Source organism: Leptospira venezuelensis (assembly GCF_002150035.1).
Classification (GTDB): Bacteria; Spirochaetota; Leptospiria; order Leptospirales; family Leptospiraceae; genus Leptospira_B; species Leptospira_B venezuelensis.
Window position 1 is genome coordinate 1 of the sequence record NZ_NETS01000006.1, and the last position, 20,732, is coordinate 20,732.

Below are 20,732 nucleotides of genomic sequence, written 5' to 3' on the forward strand. Positions count from 1 at the left end.
TTTCCTTTTAACAAGTGAGCATTGACGTCTCGGTTTGAATTTGAGATAGTGATGAGTTCACCGGGAATTAGTTTTGGGTCTATTTTCTCAGATTTCCCGTAATACAGAACACTTCGAAACAAATAAGGGTATGAAAAGAACAAAATTAAGATTAGAGGTATAGTAATAACTACATTCTTCGTTTTCGAATTATAGAGGGATTTCAAATTATTTAGTCTTATGAAAATTTTGGGCTTTATTTCGCTTAACGACCAAGGCTTGACGACGTTGGCGAGCTGAACGAAGTGAAGACAGGCATGAGAATTGCTCTGCAATTCGAGTGACTGAGCCAATGTGCCGAAGGCCAAGCGAGAGTTGCGTAAGCAATCTCGAAGCGATGCGTCAGAGCCGATAGTTATGCGCAGTTTTGGATATTTAATCGCATGCTTTCTCGCTGATCATGCCCACTTTTATGCCTACTTGAGGAAGGAACGGTTTCTTCTTTATATTCTTTTCAACTGCTTTGGTAACAAATAACAACATCTTTCCATCTACGAGACTAATCTTCATTTGAACTAATGCCTCAGCTTTCAATTTTCCAAATTCATTAAGTATCTCAGTTTTACATACATTTCTGCAAGATTTTTCATTCGAATTTTCATTTTCAAAACACACGTTTAAGCAATCGGTTAAAGTAGAATCGATAAAATTAAAATTTAAAAGTATTTCCCCTGAACGCATTTCCCACTTTCCAATCTGTTGCGTAAACGAGTTACCCAAATCGACTGAATGAATTGCGGCTATCTTATTGTCTAAAAGGATCAATTCAAATCCCGGAAAATGAAAGCCCATATTTCTATGAAAATTTGGAAAGTTGGAGCAATTACTTTTCAAAGAATTTTCAGGAGTTTCTATAATAATATCCTTCGAGTAAATCCAACCATATGCCCAACCATCTTGATGAGCAATTTTTAGCCAAAGACGAGGAATATCGTTAATAACACTTATTTCATTCGAGTAATCAATTATATCAACATCCGTATATCTTACAACTCGCCATATTTTCTTAGAATCTATCTTCGGTGCTAAATAGGCATCAACATCCGAAAATAATCTTCCATATAATTTCTTATCATTGGAATACACGTCCGGAACAATGATAAAGTATAAAAGATAGATAACAATATATTTAGTCATAATATAATTTTTCCAAAATTGCGCATAACGACGTTGGCTTGCCGACGTTGGCGACTCTGAGCCTCGAAGAGGCGTTAGAGCCAGGCGCGACCTTTTGCCAAGCAAAAGTCGTGACTGGAGCCAATGTGCCGAAGGCCAAGCAAGGGTTGCGAAGCAAGCCCGAAGCGATGCGGCAAGTTGGCAGTTAAGCGAAGTTACGCCTCAAACACATTGCAATTTAATTCAATTTCACTACTTGGACGAAAGTCCAATAGTATTAAATTCCCTAATGCCAAAGAATCGCGCTCCCCTTTCGGGATTGGATAAAATGAAGCCATAAGCTTCCGCAGGACGCTTAAATATCAAGATGCAATCCCTGGCGACGGCACCAGCTCGCATTGGGGAGCGCTAAAACTCTGAATAATTTCCTATGTTTTAGAACCAAATCTACACGCTTCCGAGCTTCGAAAAATAAAAAAACAAAATCCGGCGGAATTTCGCTTAACGACGCATGATTGTCGAAGTTCCGCGCGTCCGAAGGACTTGGCACGAGGCTTGCTTTGCAAGACGAGTGACAAAGCGGAATTTGGCGAAGCCCAAGCAAGGGTTGCGAAGCAATCCCGAAGCGCCGCGACAATTTTTAGTTATCTGCTGTGCCGCGCCCCGAATCTCTAACCGAGCGAAGCCACGGAAGGCGTAGCCGGTTAGGGAACGCCAACAGAATTGCTATTTAAGATTTAAAAGATTACTTCTTTTTTGCAAATTCAGAAGCTACATCAGCAATGATCTTTCTCTGATCAGGTGAAATTTGTAAGAGTGTCTTTACGATTTCTTTCACACCTTTTGTGCTTTTGATTTTGCTGAATAAAACTTTATCCTCATCCATCTGATAAACCTGTCCTTCATCAGAAGAAGAATACAAAACAGGTTTAATAGGTTTCGAATCATCTAAAAGCCAGTCGAGGTTTACCTTATATCTTTCCTTGAAAGTAGTTAGAAATGCTTGAGAAAGCGATTCTACTCTACCTTGGATAATATTGTTCAATCCTGCTGGAGAAATATTTAGCTCAGGAGCTGCTTCTTTCTGGCTTTCACCATGATCTTCTATAACTGCTTGTACCTTCTTTCCAATTAGTTTTTCAGTTTTCTTTGAGGTCATTAAAAATACACTAATAATTTATTTTTCATTGACATTAATTCACTTATGGTGTATTAATGTATTTACCGATACACGGGCGCAGAATTAGTTTCTATGGCATCACCTCATACGCAAAGCAGAAAAAGACCTAATCGAAAGCGCTCGATTCCTCCAGAAGAGGCAAATGCCGAAGTTCTCCTATTGGCAAGTGTCCTTCCAAAGTGGAAAGTCTCAAAAAAAGAGAAAGATTACTTCTGTGAGGCATTAAAGAGAGCGAGAAAGGAAGCCGGATTAACTCAAGCAGAAGTGGCTGAAAAGCTTAAACGAAGTCCGAGTCATGTTTCCAAGATAGAATTGGGGCTTAGAAGACTATTTATGGATGAGTTTCTAGTCTTATATAGACTTTATGAAAAGCCTACTATCTATTTTTACGCGTCTTTCATTAGAAGTGATCTTGTAGAACAAATAGATCAAGCCCGAGTAAAATCTGCGAAGCAGTTTTAACGAGGGAGAAAACTCGTCTTCGATCGCGCAGCGTTCGAACTTATGAATATTTATATAGCAACTAAATACATGTCAACCTGTTGGTGCTGAAATCTTCCGCTTTGCAATGGTGCGTATTTCGCGAATTAAATTATCTAAATCATAACCTTCTGTTACGATAATTAATTTAACTCCATTCTTTTTCGCTATTTCAGATTTTCGTAAATCTCTTTCAACGGTTTTCTCAAATGCTTCTACTCCACCAAAAAAATCAACTGGCCCAAAATGCTGAGATCCATGATACTCGACAGCTATTTTCCAATTTGGAAACCAAATATCGAAATGCTGTCGGCCAATCCATTGCGGCTGTCCATGCTGAATAACGGTTGTAATTGAGAATTCAGATTCCAGTTTCCGGAAAAGTTCTGTCTCCGATATCCACCCTTCACCAACCTGAGGAACACCTATCTCTTTTCTTGCTATGTTCTCGGCTTCTTTCGCAAGATTCCTTATTTGATCGAGGTTTTCATAGGCCGAATAATACGCACGTATAGGAAATTCCATTTCAGGATTTTTAGGGATCATCGCTCCGCTAAACAGGAGATGAGGGTACAACTTTCTCGAATAGTTCCAACCTTCAAAAATATCAAACCAATTTCCATTCTGACCGGAGAATGTAGAGAAAACATCTCTACATTTGTCTTTGTATAATGCTTGATTATTTATGATAAATTTGCTTTTTCTGCCCCCAGCCATACGCAGGATATCAATAGGATTAGCAGTGATGCCTATTTTTTTCTGAATATTCAGACGAAGATTAGAAATGTGAGATGATGTGCCAAAGGGAGTTTGCGGTTCCGTTTTTTCTAGATAGCTCTCATATTTTCTTTGGCCGAGCAAGCAATCATAGGCCCAGAAAAGGCAATACTCTGAGAGTTTTTTCTCATGAATATATATTTCCGATAAGTAAATGAGAAATTCACTTAAGCTATCGAAGCCTGTTTTATCCCATTTAGATAATAGTTTATATAGATACACAAAAACATAGCTTATGTTTCCTTCAATGTCTACGAATTCACCCTTCTTTAAACTTGCTTCAATAATCTTATAAAATTCAGCCTGTTCATTATCCATCGCATCTTCAGATGGGAAATATATGTTAAACTTTGGAACCGACATAGTGATCTCCCCTAAAACTAACGTTCAATAAGACTTTTTCCTTTTTAGTTTAACGGTTGAAGGCTATTTATTTTGACCTTGATAGTGATCAGCCTGTCCTCGCTGGCAAAAAGCTCCTGATTTGGTTCTCCTACAATCTTGAGCGATCCAGTAAAGTGAGATGAACCTTCCTCAAACTTTTCTGTAATTTCGTTACTCGTCTGTGCCCCTTTCGGCCAATCATATGGATTTGCATATGCCTTTCCGTATGCATCTGCGGTAGCAATGAATTCAAAATTAACATCCAATATGTTAGGGCGAATACTAACGGTTCCCGATGCATCCGACCACCTGCTTTCTCCTAACTTTTTTTTATCAAAGCATGAAATCCTGAGTTTTCTGGGGGGAGCTCCTGGAAAATGATTATTTTGCAAATTACTTTTCTCAAACGGACATTCTGTGGTCGCCAGGATTGATCGTCCAATTATGAATATGTTTTTAATAGCACCCCAAGCCTGTTCTACTTCGATTTTCTTTTTCTGTGCTTTTATTGTTTGCCTTGCTTCCTCTAACTCTTTTGCTTCCACTTGTAGAATAAGCCAATTATCAATAGCCGTTTCTAGAGCATCAAGATTTAGGCCCGTCTTTGCACGCGCTTTTTGACGAACCTGCACATCATGCTTTTTTTTCTCCGTATTGGCTATTTCCTTTTGTTGCTCTTCTTGATTCCTCGCTTCTTCTTCGGCTTTAACTTTGGCATCCAGAGCTTCTGCATTTTTTCTGTCCTGTGCAATAGCCATGCCACGCGTTTCGGGTGTAGAATATTCGCGACCATTATAATGGTATGTTTGACAAGCAGAAATGAAAAGTGAGATGTAAAACAGTGAGAGAAATTTCAATTTCATTAATTACCCCTTATTCCAAATTTTTCCTTGTGATGATTTAAACAGCATATCCATAAATAAATACTTTGCATATCTTCTAACATAGATTCTGTAAGGGAAAAATATGCACTAGGTTTTATAAAAAGAGTCGCTTTTTTATTTAATAATCGTCGCACTTAAGCCTGCCACGGACGGCAGGCGCTCAAATAAAAGGGGCGCGGCATGGCAGATAACGACCAAGCCTAGCCGACGTTTGCGATGGCACGAGTTTGCTCTGCAAACGAAGTGACAGACGCAAATGTGCCGCAAGGCCGGAGCGAGGGTGCGAAAGCAGCCCGAAGCGCAGCGGCTGAGGCGATAGTTATGCGTAGTGGTCAAATCTCTTAAGGATATCTTTCCATAAGGGATTTGACCCATATAACTGATTCTTCAATAGCACCATCAAGCTTCGTTTCAAATCCCTCAGACATCAAATAATGCTGATGTTCTAAATTGAAACGTAACCTATAACCCTTTTCATTCGTTTCAGAATGAGGTATGTTTTCGAGTGCCCCGACTGATAAATCGAACAATTTTAAAAGAGAAGCAATTGGATCATCTTTCTTATCAAATTCAGTCAAGGCGATAAGAAGCCTACTTAATACGGAATAGTTCGACATCTATTTCTATTTCAAAATACTGAATTAATAACCTGATTTTAGGATTTCATATACTTATTAAAATTATTAATATAGTCATCTATATTTTCTGTTAACATTTTTTTGTATTCTTCTACAAAATATTCTAATATCTCTGGCTTATCATTCGAAAGATCTTGTTCATCACTCGCGGCACACGCAGCAACCCAAGCATTAAACCGCGCCGCAGAATATAAAAGAGATGCACTCACCTTTCCCCGTCCTAAACCTGCCTCTATTTGTCGATTCGCTAAACCTATATGTTCATCTGCTCTCTTAAAAAACTCTGAGTCTATTTCATCCATTTTGATGATTCTTTGTTTCCTTCTCTATTTTTGAATTTAATGATCAGTATTTTTTGACCATTACGCATAACGACCAAGGTGTTCCGACGTTTCGCGAGTCCGAAGGACTTGGCGCGAGACTTGCCCTGCAAGACGAGTGACAAAGCGAAATGTGGCGAAGCCCAAGCGAGTGGTCGCGTAGCGATCCACGAGCGGAGCGGAAGCACCGATAGTTAGACGCTGTGCGAGCTTTCTAACTTTGAGTTTAAAAGCACGATTATTGTAAAAGTCTCATAAAAGACTATTCTGAGTAAATAATCGCTATTTGATAGTTCGAGAAAAGAATACTTAAAAATCTCGGGGTTTTCTCCTTTATCAATAATTGAATTGAAATAAGAGTTCATTTTTGCCTCTAACTTAAATAATTCATTATTCAAATTTGCTGACCTATCTCCACCGAAAATAGCTCCATTGAGGATCACCTCCATCGATCCAAAAAATATGTCTTTGTAGTCATGATAATATAACCCATAACTGATCAGCTCGATTATTTTTTGCATACGATTTGTATCTATTTTGTAAGACAATGATGAATAAGTTTTTCTATTTTTAGGATCATAAATCAAAACTCGTTTTGGATGTAATAGAAAAGTTGCATATTTTTTTGGATCTCTATTAATACCTCTCAAAACTTTCCCATTAAATTGATTTATACTATGTGAATTTCGCCTTATGTTCGTAGTAAGAATGAATTTCAGATATTCGTCATCGTGTGACTTATTTGAGTTATGAACATCACATGAAGGTACAGTTATTAAATTTCTTTTAAGATCTCTCAGCTCGGATTTTTCTTTCTGCGGGAAAAGACATTGGGGAGGAACGTGCTCACGAGAAGTAGCTTCTTTCCCACAAAAATAGCATTTATTTTCGATCAATTTCAATTGAATACTTTCTATGCTGCATTGGCAAGCATTGCGTCTAACGACCAAGGTGTTCCGACGTTTGCGATGGCACGAGCTTGCTCTGCAAGCGAAGTGACAGAAGCAAATGTGGCGAAGCCCGAGCGAGTGGTCGCGAGCGATCCACGAGCGGAGCGGAAGCACCGTTAGTTATGCGCAGTAACTTGTTTTAAGCTTCTATCGATCTTAAGAAGTCAATTGCTTCATCTATACTTAAGACTAACAATTTTAGATTATTTCCCTGGATAACAAATTTAGCCCGTTCTCTCAGGCTTACATCTTCAACGATAAAAACTGAACAATGCAAAGCGCATTGAAAGTGAACAGGGTCTGATAGTTCCATCCAACGCGGATTGCTCTTTTGCTTTTCTATTTCTTTTTTATCACGGAAATATCCAAAATGTGAAAGAAGAATAAGCTGAAAGCCGTATTCCATAAAATCACCATTTACGTTTGAAGCTTCAAGATACGGTTTACTTAAGGAAATTAAGTCTTTCAAGTTCTCAGGTTGTTTTATATTTGGATCAGGTGGATTAGATAGTGCATTCAAAGCTTTAATACTGTCTATTTTGAATTGCTCTTTCTGCTTATGAATATTCTCTATGAATACTTTTGTATTTTCGTAAGTTTTATTTCGTAGATCTACGACTGCTAACTCTAAAAGCGCCTCAGGCATAGGCTCTCCATTGATTAGCTCATAATATTCCTTAATGCTAACTCGTCCTTTCTCTATTTCATTTTCAATATTTAGATTCATTTTTGACTCAACATCTTCCAAATATGAAAATAAAGTTTTAAAACCCTTTTCCATTTCAACTTTTAAATCGCTTAAGAAATCTTTTGAATATTGAAGATTATTATTTTTAAGATAATAATTCATTCTCTCTATAACTTTTTTAGGTTCTAGATTATTTAAGTTGCCCGGCTTAAAACCAGCATCTTCTAGGTTCCTGCGAAGTTCTTTTGACATTGCCAAGGGGAAGATTTGATAAAGATTCATTACTTCCTCCATCAACTTGATATCATAATTTTGAAGAGTAACCACTGGGAAACCAGCTACCAATTCACCTTTTTGTGCATCGATCCGATAGCCACCAGATAATTGCTCAATAATATTAATGATTAGCGATTTAGTAGATTCGTTGGGAACGTAAGCCGTTTCTCCAATGTGTGTGCTTGAAAAAGGGGATAAAAGAGCCCCTTTCTTGATGTAATCTATCAACAAAGAGTGCAGCGGATGTAAAGAGTTTTGATTTTTTATACTTTCAGCAAACCGACTGTATATATTCTGATCTAAATAAAAAAGGTGAACTCGTTTCATAGTAAATTTTTAAGTTATTGCGCATAACGACCAAGGTGTTCCGACGTTTGCAACGGCACGAGTTTGCCAATGCAAACGAAGTGACGGAAGCAAATGTGGCGAAGCCCGAGCGAGTGGTCGCGTTAGCGATCCGCGAGCGGAGCGGAAGCACCGATAGTTAGCCGACGTGCTTGCCCCTACTTGAATAGATTTCTTTTTTATCTAAAACTTTAAGGATCTTTTTATCTAATGTCCAAAGTTGAAGCTTCTTACTTCTAACTTCATTAATAAGAATTGAATCAATCAATCCAATTCCTTTATCAATATGCTTATTCTCAAAAGAAAGTTTACCTGCTAATAAGAAACTTCCATCTGAAGTTAGAGTATTTAGATTCTCCCAATATTCTAGGATAAAAGATACTTCGTTCTTATTTTTACAGCCTTGAAGTAATTCTCCGAAGACAACTTCATGAACTATTACTTCTGATGATTCGATTAGTTCTTTTAACTCACTGAAATGAGGTTCATTTCCTCTAAAGAATTCTATCCAAACAGATGTATCTACGAGAATCATCTGTTCCGATTCAAGTTGCGGACATTTTCCCCAGAGAAGCCTTCCTGGAACGAAAGTGGGGATTTATGTAGTTTCGCGTTTAAATTCCTTATTTTAGCCTGTTTTAGCCACTCTGAGAGAGCTTTCTGGAGAGAATCAGTTATGTTTTTACCTCCAGAATACTTTTGAACCTCCGCAATGAGATCGTCTGGCAATATCGCAGTCACTTTCATACGATACAATATACGATAAAAATTCGTATTATCAAGCTTTTAACAGGAAATTTTCAAAATAATGAGCTCATTCTCCCCTGTTATTTAATTCTCCATAATAAATCAATTTTCGGGAAAGCATGTTCGGCTAACGACCAAGGTGTTCCGACGTTTGCAATGGCGCGAGGCTTGCCACTGCAAGACGAGTGACAGAAGCAAATGTGGCGTAGCCCGAGCGAGTGGTCGCGAGCGATCCACGAGCGGAGCGGAAGCACCGATAGTTAGACGCAGTAAACTAAATTACGTTAGGAGTTAATCCAATTATTAAACCCTACAAACAATATCATCACACAAAGAATCAGTTGCCGCAAAAGCAGTTTTATAATCTAACAATTTCTAAAAAAACAATAAATCTGTTTTTTCATTACATTCTTCATATTTATATTGGGCATATAAACAGCCTAAAAGTAAAGCGTCGATTTCTTCGGAAGGAATTGAGCCAACTTGACTGGGAATAGAATAGCAATATAAATCGCGAGAAAATCTCCAACCCTTTTTAGCCATAAAACCCTTTGTTCCTTCTTTGCAAGCATCTCGATCAGAAAGCGTAATTCGATTATTGCAATCTGCATTTAAGAAGAAAAAACAAAAAGTGGTAAATAGAATAATCTTAGAGAATATATTTAGAAATAATTTCATTCAATACTATTTTATTAGGTAATCCGGTAAAACTTGTTTATTGCGTCTAACGACGTTGGCTTGCCGACGTTGGCGACTCTGAGCCTCGAAGAGGCGTTAGAGCCAGGCACGGGTTTTGCCTCCGCAAAAGCCGTGACTGGAGCCAATGTGCCGAAGGCCGAGCGAGGGTTGCAAAGCAAGCCCGAAGCGATGCGGCAAGTTGGCAGTTAAGCGAAGTTACGCCTCAAACACATTGCAATTTACTACAATTTCACTACTTGGACGAAAGTCCCAATAGTATTAAATTCCCAAATGCCAAAGAATCGCGCTCCCCTTTCGGGATTGGATAAAATGGAACCATATACTTCCGCAGGACGCTCAAATACCAAGATGCACAGCCTGGCGACGGCACCAGATACCATTGGGGAGCGCTTAAACTCTGAAAAATTACCTATGTTTTAGAACCAAATCTACACGCTTCCGAGCTTCGAAAAATAAAAAAATAAAATCCGGCGGAATTTCGCTTAACTCCAACTCTCCGTATGTTCGCCCATGAAGCGCATGGGCGAATGTTCGAATAGTCAGAGATCGTCCAGAGGACTTTTGATCTTCGAAACCATCGGGTCAACAATTCTAGCGTAGATTTCCGTGGTTTTAACTGAGACATGGCCCAGAAGCCGCTGGATCATTTTGATCGAAGTTCCCGACTCCAGCAAGTGGATTGCAAACGCATGCCTCAGGTCGTGGATCGAAACGTCTTTTTTAATCCCTGCTTTTTCCTTAGCGTTAGTGAATATCTTTTCCGCGGTTCTTACGTTTAGGTTTTTGCCGGGGACTTGACCTGCGAAAATCCAGGAACTTCTACCCTGACGTTCGAGCAAATCCAAAAGATCTTTTTTGCAGCTATTTGGCAAAAGGCTGAACCGATCTTTCTTTCCTTTACCTTGTCGGATCCGGATTGATTTTTTGTCCCAATCTAAATCATATCCTTTTAGCTTTACAAGTTCCCCTACCCTTAACCCGGAGCCATAACAAAGTTTTAATAGAAGTCTGTGTTTCGGATTTGAGATCGATTCTATGATCAGGAAAACTTCTTTTCTAGATAAGGACTCAGGAATTTTATTCTCTCTTTTGGGAGGAGAATAAGAAATTAAAAATTTTGTCCCTATTACAATATTATAATAAAACCTAAAAGCTTGCAGAGCGGATCTTATAGAAGTGGCAGCTAGATTCTTTTCGTATAAAATTCGATCCAAATACATTTTTAGATCCGATTCGGTTACCGAATAAGGATTTTTTTCGATCGATCTCAAGAAAGCTCTATTATAAAGAAAATAGGACTTAAGAGTTTTCTTACTATAATTGCGCCTGAGCACCTCTGTCTTGAGTGGGATTAGAAGAATGTCTGGATCCGCTTCAATCTTTTCTCTGTGAGTAGAAACGAATTCTGTGAGAAAAGATTCAGAATATGGAATTTTCCAAAATCTTGCCTTTCGATCCCAAATTGCATTTGGCATTTTGGAGAAATTATGGAAGAGCTCGGTGTCATAAGAAAACGAAATGGCGCTAAAGCAGCGTCCATTCTCCCAATGATTCCAAATTTTGATTTTTGGGGGCATAAGGAGAAGATAGAGAAATACTATATATTTGTATAGTAAATTATATGAATCTCAGAATATAGCTCCGCCCCTTCAGTCACACTGAAACAAAAAAAATCCTTTGGAAAAGAAATCGTCGGACCTCATTTGACGCTTCTGGTGGAATTTTGCCTTTTTTACTCGTAATTCGACTTATAGCCAGCAAATTCCAAAATTCTATGAATCTTACTCTAAAATTATCCGTTATGTGCCTAGTCAGGACAAATTTATTGATCAAGTCGAGGAAAAATTTTGTAGGGGGTATGACAGCTCAAAGTATCGCTTAACATGCATTATTTTCGAAATTTTTGTGAAGTATTCTTAAGCTATCCCATCACTCAAAGGACAATTCTTGAATGACAAAACTATCAAGGTCGTTTAAAAACAGAGTGGATTCTAATGGAACTTTTTGGGATATTAGATATTCTATTTTATTCGTATTCTTTAATTTTGAAATGAATTCGTTTGATTTCGAGTTTGTTTTATTTTCTATATTAGGCAAATCAGATGGATCATTCTTCCTCTTCAGGCCCTGACTTTCGTGTTCTTTTTGAATCGATTCCCGGTTTGTATCTAGTTCTTTCTCCCGAACTCAATATTATAGCTGTAAGCGATGGATATCTAAGAGCAACTCGAACCGAGCGAGATAAAATCCTAGGCAGAGGAATTTTTGAGGTTTTTCCAGACAATCCTGATGATCCGGAAGCGACAGGTGTAAGCAATCTACATAGTTCACTTCTTCACGTTTTAGAAACTAAAGCTCCAGATACAATGGCAGTTCAAAAATATGATATCCAACTTCCGAAGGAAGAAGGTGGAGGATTTACTGTAAAGTATTGGAGTCCCCTGAATGTTCCCGTCCTAAACAAAAAAGGAAAAGTGGAATATATTATCCACAAAGCGGAAGATATCACCGAGTTCGTACTTTTGAAACAAAGAGGAGAACAACAAACTGAGATGACTGAAGCTCTTCTTTCTAAAACGGAAGAGATGGAAACTGAGATCATCCGTCGCTCCCAAGAATTGCAGTCAGCGAATAAAAGTTTGAGGGAAACGGAGAGGATCAAAAATGATTTTTTTGCGAATGTTTCCCATGAACTTAGAACTCCCCTTAGTTTAATCTTGGCTCCCGTAGAATCTATTCTATTAAATAAGGAATCAAATCTTACTCCGGACAATGCTCGCATGATGGAGACCGTCCATAATAATTCTGTGCGACTTCTCCAGATGGTGAATAGCATATTAGATTTTTCTAAGTTTGAAGCCGGAAAAATGAAAGTCGAATTAGAATCCACAAATATCAGCAATCTAATCCGTGCGATCCTGAAAGATTTTGAGCCGAGTGCTTTAAAGAAGAATATACAAATCAAAAAGGAACTACCATCTTCCGATCTGAATATCCTAATCGATCGTTACTTGTTCGAAAGGATCTTCTTTAATCTTCTTTCTAATGCATTAAAATTCACTCCTGAAGATGGGACTATTTCTGTTATTTTAACATATTTAGAAGATCAACTTCTTCTCTCCGTTCAAGATTCCGGGATCGGGATCTCAGAAACAGATCAAAAGATCATATTTAAAAAGTTCCAACAAGCGGAAGGTTCCTCTACAAGAAAATATGGAGGTACAGGCTTAGGACTTGCAATGGTAAAGGAATTTTCGGAACTTTTAGGCGGTTCAGTAGAAGTTGCCAGCAAATTAGACTCCGGAAGTACATTTACAGTCAAAATCCCTGCGCAAAAAGTGGAACCTGCCAAGAAGGATTATTCTTCCGAAATTTCTTCTCGTTCTCCTCAATATTCTAATTTAAATATTTCTAATAAAGAAGATAAAGATCTTTCGGATAAGCCTAAAGTTTTGATCTGCGAAGATAATGAGGATCTTTCCAGTTATATTTATTCGCTTCTTTCTACTTTATATCAAGTTAAGTCCGCCAAAAACGGAAAAGAAGGACTGAAATTAGTCTATCTCTGGGAACCTGATCTAGTTCTTTCAGATGTGATGATGCCTGAGATGGACGGCGTACAGCTTTGTAAGGAAATCAAAGCTGATCCTAAAATTGCCAAAACAATTGTGGTCCTTCTCACTGCATTAACTCATAGAGAGGCGATGTTAAAAGGCTGGGAAGCAAAGGCCGACGAATACTTATGTAAACCTTTTCATCCAGAGGAATTACTCGCGAGAGTAAAATCCCTTCTCTCAATTGCAGAAGACAGAAAAAGCAATTTAGAAATGTTGGAGCAGAAAAATTTCGAATTAGAATTTGCGAACGCGGAGTTAGAAGCATTTTCATATTCCGTATCCCATGATTTAAGAGCACCATTAAGAGCAATCCAAGGTTACACCCAAATGATCATAGAAGATCATAGTTCAGTTTTAGACGCTGAAGGGGTTCGATTTCTGAATGTGCTCATCGACTCCACGAAAAGAATGGAGAACTTGATAGATAATTTATTAGAATTTTCTAAAGTAGGAAAAAAAGAACTGAAAGATTCCACTTTCGATCTGACCGAAGTTGCAGAAACTGTGGTAAGCCAAATCAAGGACCAAACAGAACACAAAGCCGAAATTATAGTTCATCCACTTGCAAATGTAACTACAGATAGAGATATGATGTCCTATGTGTTTCAAAACTTGATCTCCAACGCTGTAAAATATTCCGCAAAAAAGGAAAAACCTAAGGTGGAGATAGGAGTTACAAATACTGAAAAGGGTAAAACATTCTTCGTAAAAGATAATGGTGCTGGTTTCGATATGAAATATTATAATCGACTCTTCGGCGTATTCCAAAGACTGCATAGGCAGGACGAATTCTCAGGCACGGGTGTTGGACTTGCAATCGTGCATAGGATTGTTACTAGATACAAAGGTTCGGTTTGGGCAGAAGGTAAACTCGGAGAGGGCGCTTCCTTCTTCTTTACCTTGGGAGAAAAAGCCGGGACCGCGGTCGGTTTCCATAACTGAAATAGACATTAAACTCTATAATTTCTTTACTTAAGAGATAAATTTACTCTTCAAAAATAAGATATATCTCAGCTAATACGTCTTATATTTTGAGCTTAGAAACTTTCTCCTTGAGCCGAAGGGGTGGCGTTCGATATTAGTTTGCATGGGAACGGAAGTCCAATCTTTAACCTGGTTCAAATGGACACCTTACGCGATCCTTCCCTTAATCAGCCTCTTTCTTTCTTTTCTCTCTATTAGAATAGGATTCAAAAGCAGACAAACCTCCGGAGCTCCGGAATTCATTCTCGTATGCCTTGGAATCATTCTCTATAGCTTCGGTTATTTTTGGGAGATAGTCAGCACAAGACCCGAAAGTATTATCTTTTGGGACAATTTCCAATTCATAGGTCCAGACCTTCTGATCGCCTCTCTGCTTTTCCTCTGCTTAAGAGTAGCGAACTTAAATAGGTTCATTCATCCCATCAGTGTCCTTCTTTTCTCTGTCATCCCTATTTGTACAGAATTCGCAGTTTGGTTCGGACCAGGTGAATGGATCCGTCCTAGTTTAAGATTCGATAACTCTGCACCTTGGTTAGCACTGATCTACGAATATGGACCTTGGATGCAAGTCTATGTAATCAATTCCATAGCTATATTTTCTCTTTGTATTCTTATACTAATATATGGTGCCTGGTCTCAAAGGGCATTCCATAGGATACGATGTTTGGTTTTTATGATCGGGATCTCTCTTCCATTCGGAAGTCAAGTGATGACTGCTGGAGGTTTTATTCCTTTCATCCATCCTAAACTAGATATCTTTCCTTTAACTTCCAGTTTCGCTTTGATTGTATGGATGTACGGCCTTTTTTATTTCAGGATCTTAAACTTGATCCCTCTCGCAAGGAACCAAGTATTCGAATACATACAAGATGCAGTTTTTGTAATGAACACTTACGGCTTTCTTTTGGACTGCAATGTCTCGGCCTTACACTTACTTGGAATGGCAAGGATCAGAAAAGATTCTAAACTTTCAGAATTTCTTCCAGACTTGAGCGTACTTGTAGAAGAATGCCATATCCACAGAATATCGAATACCGAATGGAAAACAAATCATGGAAAATATTATGATGTTTCCGTTCGTTCACAAAGAGCGGAAGGGTCTCAATTCACAATTGTAGTCTTAAGAGATGTGACCCAGAGAGCAATTTCGGAAAGAAAACTTTCAGAGAGAAGAGATATTCTTCAAAGTATTTTGGACTCCACTAGCATCCTCTTTCTAGTTTTAGACGGAGATGGTAAATTAATTTTATTGAATAGAGCTTGTTTACAAACCACAGGATTCGACCTAATGGAGTTGGAAGGAAAAGTTTTTTGGGAAACGGAACTATTTGGGGAAGAGAGTAAAACAATCGCAAAAGTTTTCGAACTTCGTTTTGCAAAGAAGAGGTTCCCAAAACATACAAGCGTACTTCTTAGAACCAAAGACGGAAAATCCAGAAGAACACTTTGGGAGCATAAAGAAGTCAGAGACCGAAATGGTCATTTGCAATATGTAATCTCTACAGGCACCGACGCCACAGGATTAAAAGAGGCAGAGTTCAGGATCGAAACATTACAAAGGGCGAACGAAGAAATTCTAGCCCAAAAAGAGATCATTGAATCCCAAAAATTCGATTTGGAAGATGTTTTGCAAAATCTAAAAAGAACCCAAGCTAAACTGATCCAAGCATCTAAACTTGCAGATCTAGGTCAGTTAGCAGCCGGGATTGCACATGAGATCAATAATCCTATAGGCGCCATCCAAGCAGCAGGTTTTAATATTCTTTCTTATTTAGAAAAGATCAGAACGGAATTACGCCCTATTCTTCCACTTCTCTCTTCTTTATCCGATGAAGACTGGAGATCCTACAAGCAGCTAATCTCTTTAGGCGTTTCCTCCAAAGAAATACTGATCGGCTTGGAAAGGAGGAGAATACTTGCGGATATCAAAGCAGAAATGAAATTGGCAGACATTCTTTTCCCGGATGAAACTGCAGAATTTTTTGTCGATTTCGGGATCGCTTCTTCCTGGAAAAGTTTTGAACGAATATTAAAAAATCCGAATACAAGGCAGCTTCTACCATTCTTCTTAAATCTTTTGGGGCCGGAACAATGTGTAGATACGATTAAAACTGCAGTAGAACGATCCGCGAAAATTGTGTACGCACTCAGAAGTTTCGCACATTTCGAGTCTTCTCATAAGAAGAGAAAATTTTCTTTAAAAGAAAATATAGATACTGTTTTAACCCTGTACCAGAATTTATTTAAACATGGCGTAGAAGTTTCGACTAACTTAGATGGCATTCCTGAATTCCTAGGATTCCCAGATGATTTAATGCATCTATGGACAAATTTGATCATGAATTCTGTTCAGGCCATGTCATATAAAGGCTCGATTGGAATTAACGCTTCAGTCCAAGGGAATGAAGTTATAGTTTCCATCCAAGACAAGGGACCTGGTATCCCTGCAGAAGTCCAAGACCAAGTGTTCGATGCATTCTTCACTACCAAACCTTTGGGAGAAGGTTCTGGTCTAGGCTTGGATATAGCAAAGCGAATTGTAGAAAAGCATAAGGGAAGGATCTGGTTCGATTCTTCTCCTGGAAATACTATATTTTATGTGGGGCTTCCTTTCGAGGTCTGATTTTTTGTGATCGCATTTTTAGATAATTTTTTCATTTATAATTCCTCTGCTAAACTTCTTACGGCAACATACAATCCTTGGCTGGTTGTTCTTTCCGTTTTGATGGCGATATTTGCTTCTTATATCGCTCTTCAGATTGTAGGACAAAAGGTTCCGGAATCTTCTCCACCAATAACAAAATATTTAATTTCTTCTGCTGCAAGTTTGGCATTGGGCTGCGGCGTTTGGTCGATGCACTTTATCGGAATGCTTTCCTTTGAGTTGTGCACAACAGTTCAATATGACAAAAGCCTGACTATCATATCAATCTTCCCAAGCCTACTTGCGTCTACTATTGCACTATTCTTTGTGAACAGGCCTAAAATTTCTCCCGCAGAATTAGTGTTAGGTGGCGTGCTAGTAGGCTCGGGAATTGGAGCCATGCATTATACTGGAATGGCAGCAATGCAAACCGGCCCTTACCTGCGTTATGATCCTTGGTATTTTGCATTGTCCATCGTGGTGGCAGTGGTCCTTGCAATTCTATCCCTTTGGGTAAGATTCGGTCTAGAAAATTTGAAATTGGGTAATCTCTGGCCTTCTCTTATTTCTTCTGTAACTATGGGGTCCGCTATTTCCGGAATGCATTACACTGGAATGGCAGCAGCAAGATTTATAGGAGAAGAAGATAAGATCCCTCAAACTGCAGATACTACATTCTTAGCGCTTGCTGTCTCTTTGATCACGATCGCATTCACTTTGTTTGCGTTCGCAGTTAACTGGTTCTTAAGATATCGTGATCTTATAAATGACCTAAGAATCAGCGAATCCAGGCTTAGGACAATCATTACCACTGCGGTGGATGGCGTGATAACAATGGACTCTCAAGGAAGGATCAGAGAGTTCAATCGTTCCGCAGAAGTGATCTTTGGTTATATAAATAAAGAAGTAATCGGAAAAAATATCAGAGAACTAATGCCTGATCCCTATTACACTGTAAAAGATAAAAACTCAGAGATAATGTTAAGCGCAGGCTTTGCCAAAATTATAGGAAGCAGTAGAGAAGTTATAGGCATTAGAAAAGACGGCTCTGACTTCCCGGTTCGTTTGGCAATCGGCCACGGAAAACTTGCTGGAGAAGATCTATTCGTTAGTTTTGTAACAGATATCAGCGAAAGAAAAATGATTGAAAATGCACTCAAACAAAGTGAGCAGCAAGTTCGTTCATTGATCGAAAATATTCCTGGAATCACTTACAGATGCCTTCCTAATAATGAATGGAAGATGTTATTCATGAGTGATGCTTCCGAATTAATAACGGGTTATCCTGTACAAGATTTCGTAGGCGCTAACTCTATACGATCTTTCAAAGATATAGTTCATCCTGAAGATCTGGAAAGAGTTGAGTTCGAAGTAGATGCTGCGGTAGCGGGAAAAAGAGCATTTACTTTAGAATATAGGATTATCCACCAAAAGGGCGAGATCAAATGGATTTGGGAAAATGGACGCGGAGTTTATGGCGGAAATGGAGAGCCCATCTTTATTGACGGAGTCATTTTAGATATCTCTGAAAGAAGAAAGATAGAAGAAGCATTACGCAAAGAAAAGGAAAAAGCGGAACTTGCTGCAATTAGTAAAACTTCTTTCTTAGCGAACATGAGCCATGAGATCAGAACTCCAATGAATGCAATCTTAGGCTTTACTGAAGTTCTCCTTTCAGACGAATTAGAAAGAAATCATAGAACACATTTGGAGACAGTTAAAAGTTCCGCTAAGTCCTTATTAAGACTTTTGAATGATATCTTAAATACTGCCAAGCTGGAAAAAGGAGCAGTGGAATTGGAAGAGATGGACTTCTCCCTTTTCAAATTGATCGCAGAATTAAAATCTACTCTGGGTATGAGCACTCGAAAGAAAAATTTAGAATTCGAAGTGGTTCAAGATACATCACTTTCCGAATTTTATAAGGGAGACTCTCTAAGGATCAGACAAATTCTAATGAATCTGATCGGCAACGCGGTTAAATTCACTGATAATGGAAAAGTCAGCTTACAAGTATCGAGGGAAGATGGAAAACTTCATTTTGCGGTCCAAGATACTGGGATCGGGATCCAAGCAGACAGACTTGAAAAAATTTTCGAACCATTCACGCAGGCAGATATTTCTACAACAAGACGTTTTGGTGGAACCGGACTAGGCACAACGATCTGCAAACAATTAACAGAACTAATGGGCGGAAAGATTTGGGCAGAGAGTGTTCTTGGCAGAGGAAGTACATTCCATGTGCTCCTTCCATTAGAAGAAGGAAAGCCTAGGCAAGAGAATAAGATACAAAGGGGGATCAAACTTCCTGAGCTAAAGATTCTAGTTGTAGATGATGTAGAAAAAAATACAGAGTTAGTAAGTCTTCTCCTTCAAAACCTTGGGCATCAGGTAGAATCATCGTATAACGGCGAAGATGCAGTAAAAAAAGCCACGACCGGATCTTTCGATTTAGTTCTAATGGATGTACAGATGCCCGGCTTGGATGGTCACCAAGCAACTAAAGTAATACGGATGCACGAGGTCCAGGAGAATGTTTCCCGGACCCCTATCTTAGCATTAACGGCAAGCGTTTTTGAAGAAGACAAAAATGCAGCGAGTGCTGCTGGGATGGATGGATTCATTTCTAAACCTGTTGAGATGGACCAGATGATTACAGAGATCGCAAGAGTATTAGGTTATTCTGAATTGATTACAGATCAAGGAATCGATCCTTCCTGGAAAGAAGTAGAATGGGATCCTAAAAAAGCTTCCATTCTTGCCAAAGAACTATCTGATTCTTTCCAGAGAGGTTCGATCGAGGAAGAATCTCTAGAAGAATTTTCGGATCTGATCCGAGCCAAAGTGGAAAATTCCGATTTTAAATCTTTTCGTTCCAAAATAGAACAATTCGAATTCGAAGAGGCATATACTCTTCTCAAAAAATTCAGCGACCAACTTGAATTAGAAACGGAACTCGGAAAATAGAATGAGCCATCTTTTAGATTTTAGGCCTAAAATTTTAGTCGTAGACGATGAAGCGGCAAACCTTCAGGTACTCAAACAAATATTACAAGAAGATTATAGATTGTTTTTTGCAAAGGATGGGATCAAAGCTTTAGAATTAGCCGTCTCCGAAAAACCGAATCTTATCCTTTTAGATGTAATGATGCCAGGAATGACAGGACATGAAACCTGCAGAAAACTCAGGCTTGAATCCTCAACTTCTAGGATACCTGTAATATTTGTGACCGCAATGGCTGAAGAAGAAGATGAGGCGGACGGTTTCGAGGCAGGAGCTGTAGATTATATTACAAAACCTGTAAGTCCAGCAATCGTTAAAGCAAGAGTAAAAACGCATCTTTCGTTGGTTAGAAATGATGAACTAAAAGAGACCAGGCTTCAGATCATCCAAAGATTGGGTTTAGCGGCAGAATACAAAGATAATGAGACCGGCCTTCATGTAATCCGGATGAGCCATTATTCCCAAACCCTTGCCAGAGCGTTAGGACATTCAGAAGAAACGGCTGAAAAAATATTACACGCTTCTCCAATGCACGATATTGGGAAGATAGGGATCCCAGACAGTATATTACAAAAGCCTGGTAAACTAGACCCCGAAGAATGGGAAATCATGAAAACCCATCCTACCATAGGTGCAGAGATTATAGGAGATCATGATTCTTCTCTATTACAAATGGCAAGAAGTATCGCTTTAAACCATCACGAAAAATGGGATGGAAGCGGGTATCCGAACGGGCTCAAAGGAGATTCAATCCCTATTGAAGCGAGGATAGTAACGATCGCTGACGTATTCGATGCACTCACTACGGAAAGGCCTTATAAAAAAGCATGGAGTATTGAAGACGCAGTCAATCATATCCGAAAAGGAGCTGGATCACATTTTGATCCAGGACTTGTTCCGGTGTTTTTGAATTTAATGCCTGAACTTTTAGAAATCAGAGAACGCTGGGCAGAAACCTAA

Annotated in this window: 17 protein-coding genes; 5 read left to right on the plus strand and 12 right to left on the minus strand. The window is 38.8% G+C overall.

Annotated elements, in window-relative coordinates; translation table 11 throughout:
• Nucleotides 1-414 precede the first annotated feature (414 nt).
• Nucleotides 415-1,176: a hypothetical protein gene (locus tag B1C82_RS00365; RefSeq protein ID WP_086445639.1), complete on the minus strand. Its 762-nt coding sequence runs from the start codon at nucleotides 1,174-1,176 to the stop codon at nucleotides 415-417.
• A 724-nt stretch (nucleotides 1,177-1,900) separates the two neighbouring features.
• Nucleotides 1,901-2,314, minus strand: a complete 414-nt coding sequence (locus tag B1C82_RS00370; RefSeq protein ID WP_086445640.1) for a helix-turn-helix domain-containing protein — start codon at nucleotides 2,312-2,314, stop codon at nucleotides 1,901-1,903.
• 93 nt (nucleotides 2,315-2,407) lie between these two features.
• On the opposite strand from B1C82_RS00370, the gene B1C82_RS00375 reads away from it, so the two are divergent.
• Nucleotides 2,408-2,797, plus strand: coding sequence for a helix-turn-helix domain-containing protein (locus tag B1C82_RS00375; RefSeq protein ID WP_086445641.1), 390 nt, complete (start codon nucleotides 2,408-2,410; stop codon nucleotides 2,795-2,797).
• 72 nt (nucleotides 2,798-2,869) lie between these two features.
• On the opposite strand, the gene B1C82_RS00380 is transcribed toward B1C82_RS00375, so the two are convergent.
• From B1C82_RS00380 to B1C82_RS00425, 10 genes are all read right to left on the minus strand, one after another.
• Complete coding sequence (locus B1C82_RS00380) at nucleotides 2,870-3,955, minus strand: hypothetical protein (protein ID WP_086445642.1); 1,086 nt, start codon at nucleotides 3,953-3,955, stop codon at nucleotides 2,870-2,872.
• A 44-nt stretch (nucleotides 3,956-3,999) separates the two neighbouring features.
• The gene (locus tag B1C82_RS00385) at nucleotides 4,000-4,839 is read right to left on the minus strand and encodes a cell envelope integrity TolA family protein (RefSeq protein WP_157894078.1); all 840 of its coding nucleotides are present in this window, start codon (nucleotides 4,837-4,839) and stop codon (nucleotides 4,000-4,002) included.
• A gap of 362 nt (nucleotides 4,840-5,201) precedes the next feature.
• Nucleotides 5,202-5,438 (minus strand): hypothetical protein, encoded by a 237-nt coding sequence (locus B1C82_RS00390; RefSeq protein ID WP_157894079.1) that lies wholly within the window; start codon nucleotides 5,436-5,438, stop codon nucleotides 5,202-5,204.
• A gap of 77 nt (nucleotides 5,439-5,515) precedes the next feature.
• The gene (locus B1C82_RS00395; protein ID WP_086445645.1) at nucleotides 5,516-5,800 is read right to left on the minus strand and encodes a DUF3144 domain-containing protein; all 285 of its coding nucleotides are present in this window, start codon (nucleotides 5,798-5,800) and stop codon (nucleotides 5,516-5,518) included.
• 212 nt (nucleotides 5,801-6,012) lie between these two features.
• A complete protein-coding gene (locus B1C82_RS00400; RefSeq protein ID WP_157894080.1) occupies nucleotides 6,013-6,714 on the minus strand; it encodes a hypothetical protein in 702 nt (233 codons plus the stop codon).
• Between the two features lie 193 nt (nucleotides 6,715-6,907).
• A complete protein-coding gene (locus B1C82_RS00405) occupies nucleotides 6,908-8,059 on the minus strand; it encodes a hypothetical protein (RefSeq protein ID WP_086445647.1) in 1,152 nt (383 codons plus the stop codon).
• Between the two features lie 157 nt (nucleotides 8,060-8,216).
• Nucleotides 8,217-8,612, minus strand: coding sequence for a PIN domain-containing protein (locus tag B1C82_RS00410; protein ID WP_086445648.1), 396 nt, complete (start codon nucleotides 8,610-8,612; stop codon nucleotides 8,217-8,219).
• Nucleotides 8,609-8,824, minus strand: coding sequence for a DUF2191 domain-containing protein (locus tag B1C82_RS00415; protein ID WP_086445649.1), 216 nt, complete (start codon nucleotides 8,822-8,824; stop codon nucleotides 8,609-8,611). The genes B1C82_RS00410 and B1C82_RS00415 overlap by 4 nt, the downstream gene beginning before the upstream one ends.
• A gap of 375 nt (nucleotides 8,825-9,199) precedes the next feature.
• Nucleotides 9,200-9,502, minus strand: a complete 303-nt coding sequence (locus tag B1C82_RS00420; protein WP_086445650.1) for a hypothetical protein — start codon at nucleotides 9,500-9,502, stop codon at nucleotides 9,200-9,202.
• A gap of 560 nt (nucleotides 9,503-10,062) precedes the next feature.
• Nucleotides 10,063-11,100 (minus strand): tyrosine-type recombinase/integrase, encoded by a 1,038-nt coding sequence (locus B1C82_RS00425; protein WP_086445651.1) that lies wholly within the window; start codon nucleotides 11,098-11,100, stop codon nucleotides 10,063-10,065.
• Between the two features lie 525 nt (nucleotides 11,101-11,625).
• On the opposite strand from B1C82_RS00425, the gene B1C82_RS00430 reads away from it, so the two are divergent.
• From B1C82_RS00430 to B1C82_RS00445, 4 genes are all read left to right on the plus strand, one after another.
• The gene (locus B1C82_RS00430; RefSeq protein WP_086445652.1) at nucleotides 11,626-14,082 is read left to right on the plus strand and encodes a hybrid sensor histidine kinase/response regulator; all 2,457 of its coding nucleotides are present in this window, start codon (nucleotides 11,626-11,628) and stop codon (nucleotides 14,080-14,082) included.
• A 145-nt stretch (nucleotides 14,083-14,227) separates the two neighbouring features.
• Entirely contained in the window at nucleotides 14,228-16,747 is a 2,520-nt protein-coding gene (locus tag B1C82_RS00435) for a histidine kinase N-terminal 7TM domain-containing protein (RefSeq protein ID WP_086445653.1), read from the plus strand.
• A 6-nt stretch (nucleotides 16,748-16,753) separates the two neighbouring features.
• Complete coding sequence (locus B1C82_RS00440; RefSeq protein WP_086445654.1) at nucleotides 16,754-19,735, plus strand: MHYT domain-containing protein; 2,982 nt, start codon at nucleotides 16,754-16,756, stop codon at nucleotides 19,733-19,735.
• A gap of 1 nt (nucleotide 19,736) precedes the next feature.
• A complete protein-coding gene (locus tag B1C82_RS00445; RefSeq protein WP_086445655.1) occupies nucleotides 19,737-20,732 on the plus strand; it encodes a response regulator in 996 nt (331 codons plus the stop codon).

Bases quoted from the DNA above. Each gene is read 5' to 3' on its own strand.
- B1C82_RS00365 (WP_086445639.1), bottom strand. From the start codon at position 1,176: ATGACTAAATATATTGTTATCTATCTTTTATACTTTATCATTGTTCCG.
- B1C82_RS00370 (WP_086445640.1), bottom strand. From the start codon at position 2,314: ATGACCTCAAAGAAAACTGAAAAACTAATTGGAAAGAAGGTACAAGCA.
- B1C82_RS00375 (WP_086445641.1), top strand. From the start codon at position 2,408: ATGGCATCACCTCATACGCAAAGCAGAAAAAGACCTAATCGAAAGCGC.
- B1C82_RS00380 (WP_086445642.1), bottom strand. From the start codon at position 3,955: ATGTCGGTTCCAAAGTTTAACATATATTTCCCATCTGAAGATGCGATG.
- B1C82_RS00385 (WP_157894078.1), bottom strand. From the start codon at position 4,839: ATGAAATTGAAATTTCTCTCACTGTTTTACATCTCACTTTTCATTTCT.
- B1C82_RS00395 (WP_086445645.1), bottom strand. From the start codon at position 5,800: ATGGATGAAATAGACTCAGAGTTTTTTAAGAGAGCAGATGAACATATA.
- B1C82_RS00405 (WP_086445647.1), bottom strand. From the start codon at position 8,059: ATGAAACGAGTTCACCTTTTTTATTTAGATCAGAATATATACAGTCGG.
- B1C82_RS00410 (WP_086445648.1), bottom strand. From the start codon at position 8,612: ATGATTCTCGTAGATACATCTGTTTGGATAGAATTCTTTAGAGGAAAT.
- B1C82_RS00415 (WP_086445649.1), bottom strand. From the start codon at position 8,824: ATGAAAGTGACTGCGATATTGCCAGACGATCTCATTGCGGAGGTTCAA.
- B1C82_RS00420 (WP_086445650.1), bottom strand. From the start codon at position 9,502: ATGAAATTATTTCTAAATATATTCTCTAAGATTATTCTATTTACCACT.
- B1C82_RS00425 (WP_086445651.1), bottom strand. From the start codon at position 11,100: ATGCCCCCAAAAATCAAAATTTGGAATCATTGGGAGAATGGACGCTGC.
- B1C82_RS00430 (WP_086445652.1), top strand. From the start codon at position 11,626: ATGGATCATTCTTCCTCTTCAGGCCCTGACTTTCGTGTTCTTTTTGAA.
- B1C82_RS00435 (WP_086445653.1), top strand. From the start codon at position 14,228: ATGGGAACGGAAGTCCAATCTTTAACCTGGTTCAAATGGACACCTTAC.
- B1C82_RS00445 (WP_086445655.1), top strand. From the start codon at position 19,737: ATGAGCCATCTTTTAGATTTTAGGCCTAAAATTTTAGTCGTAGACGAT.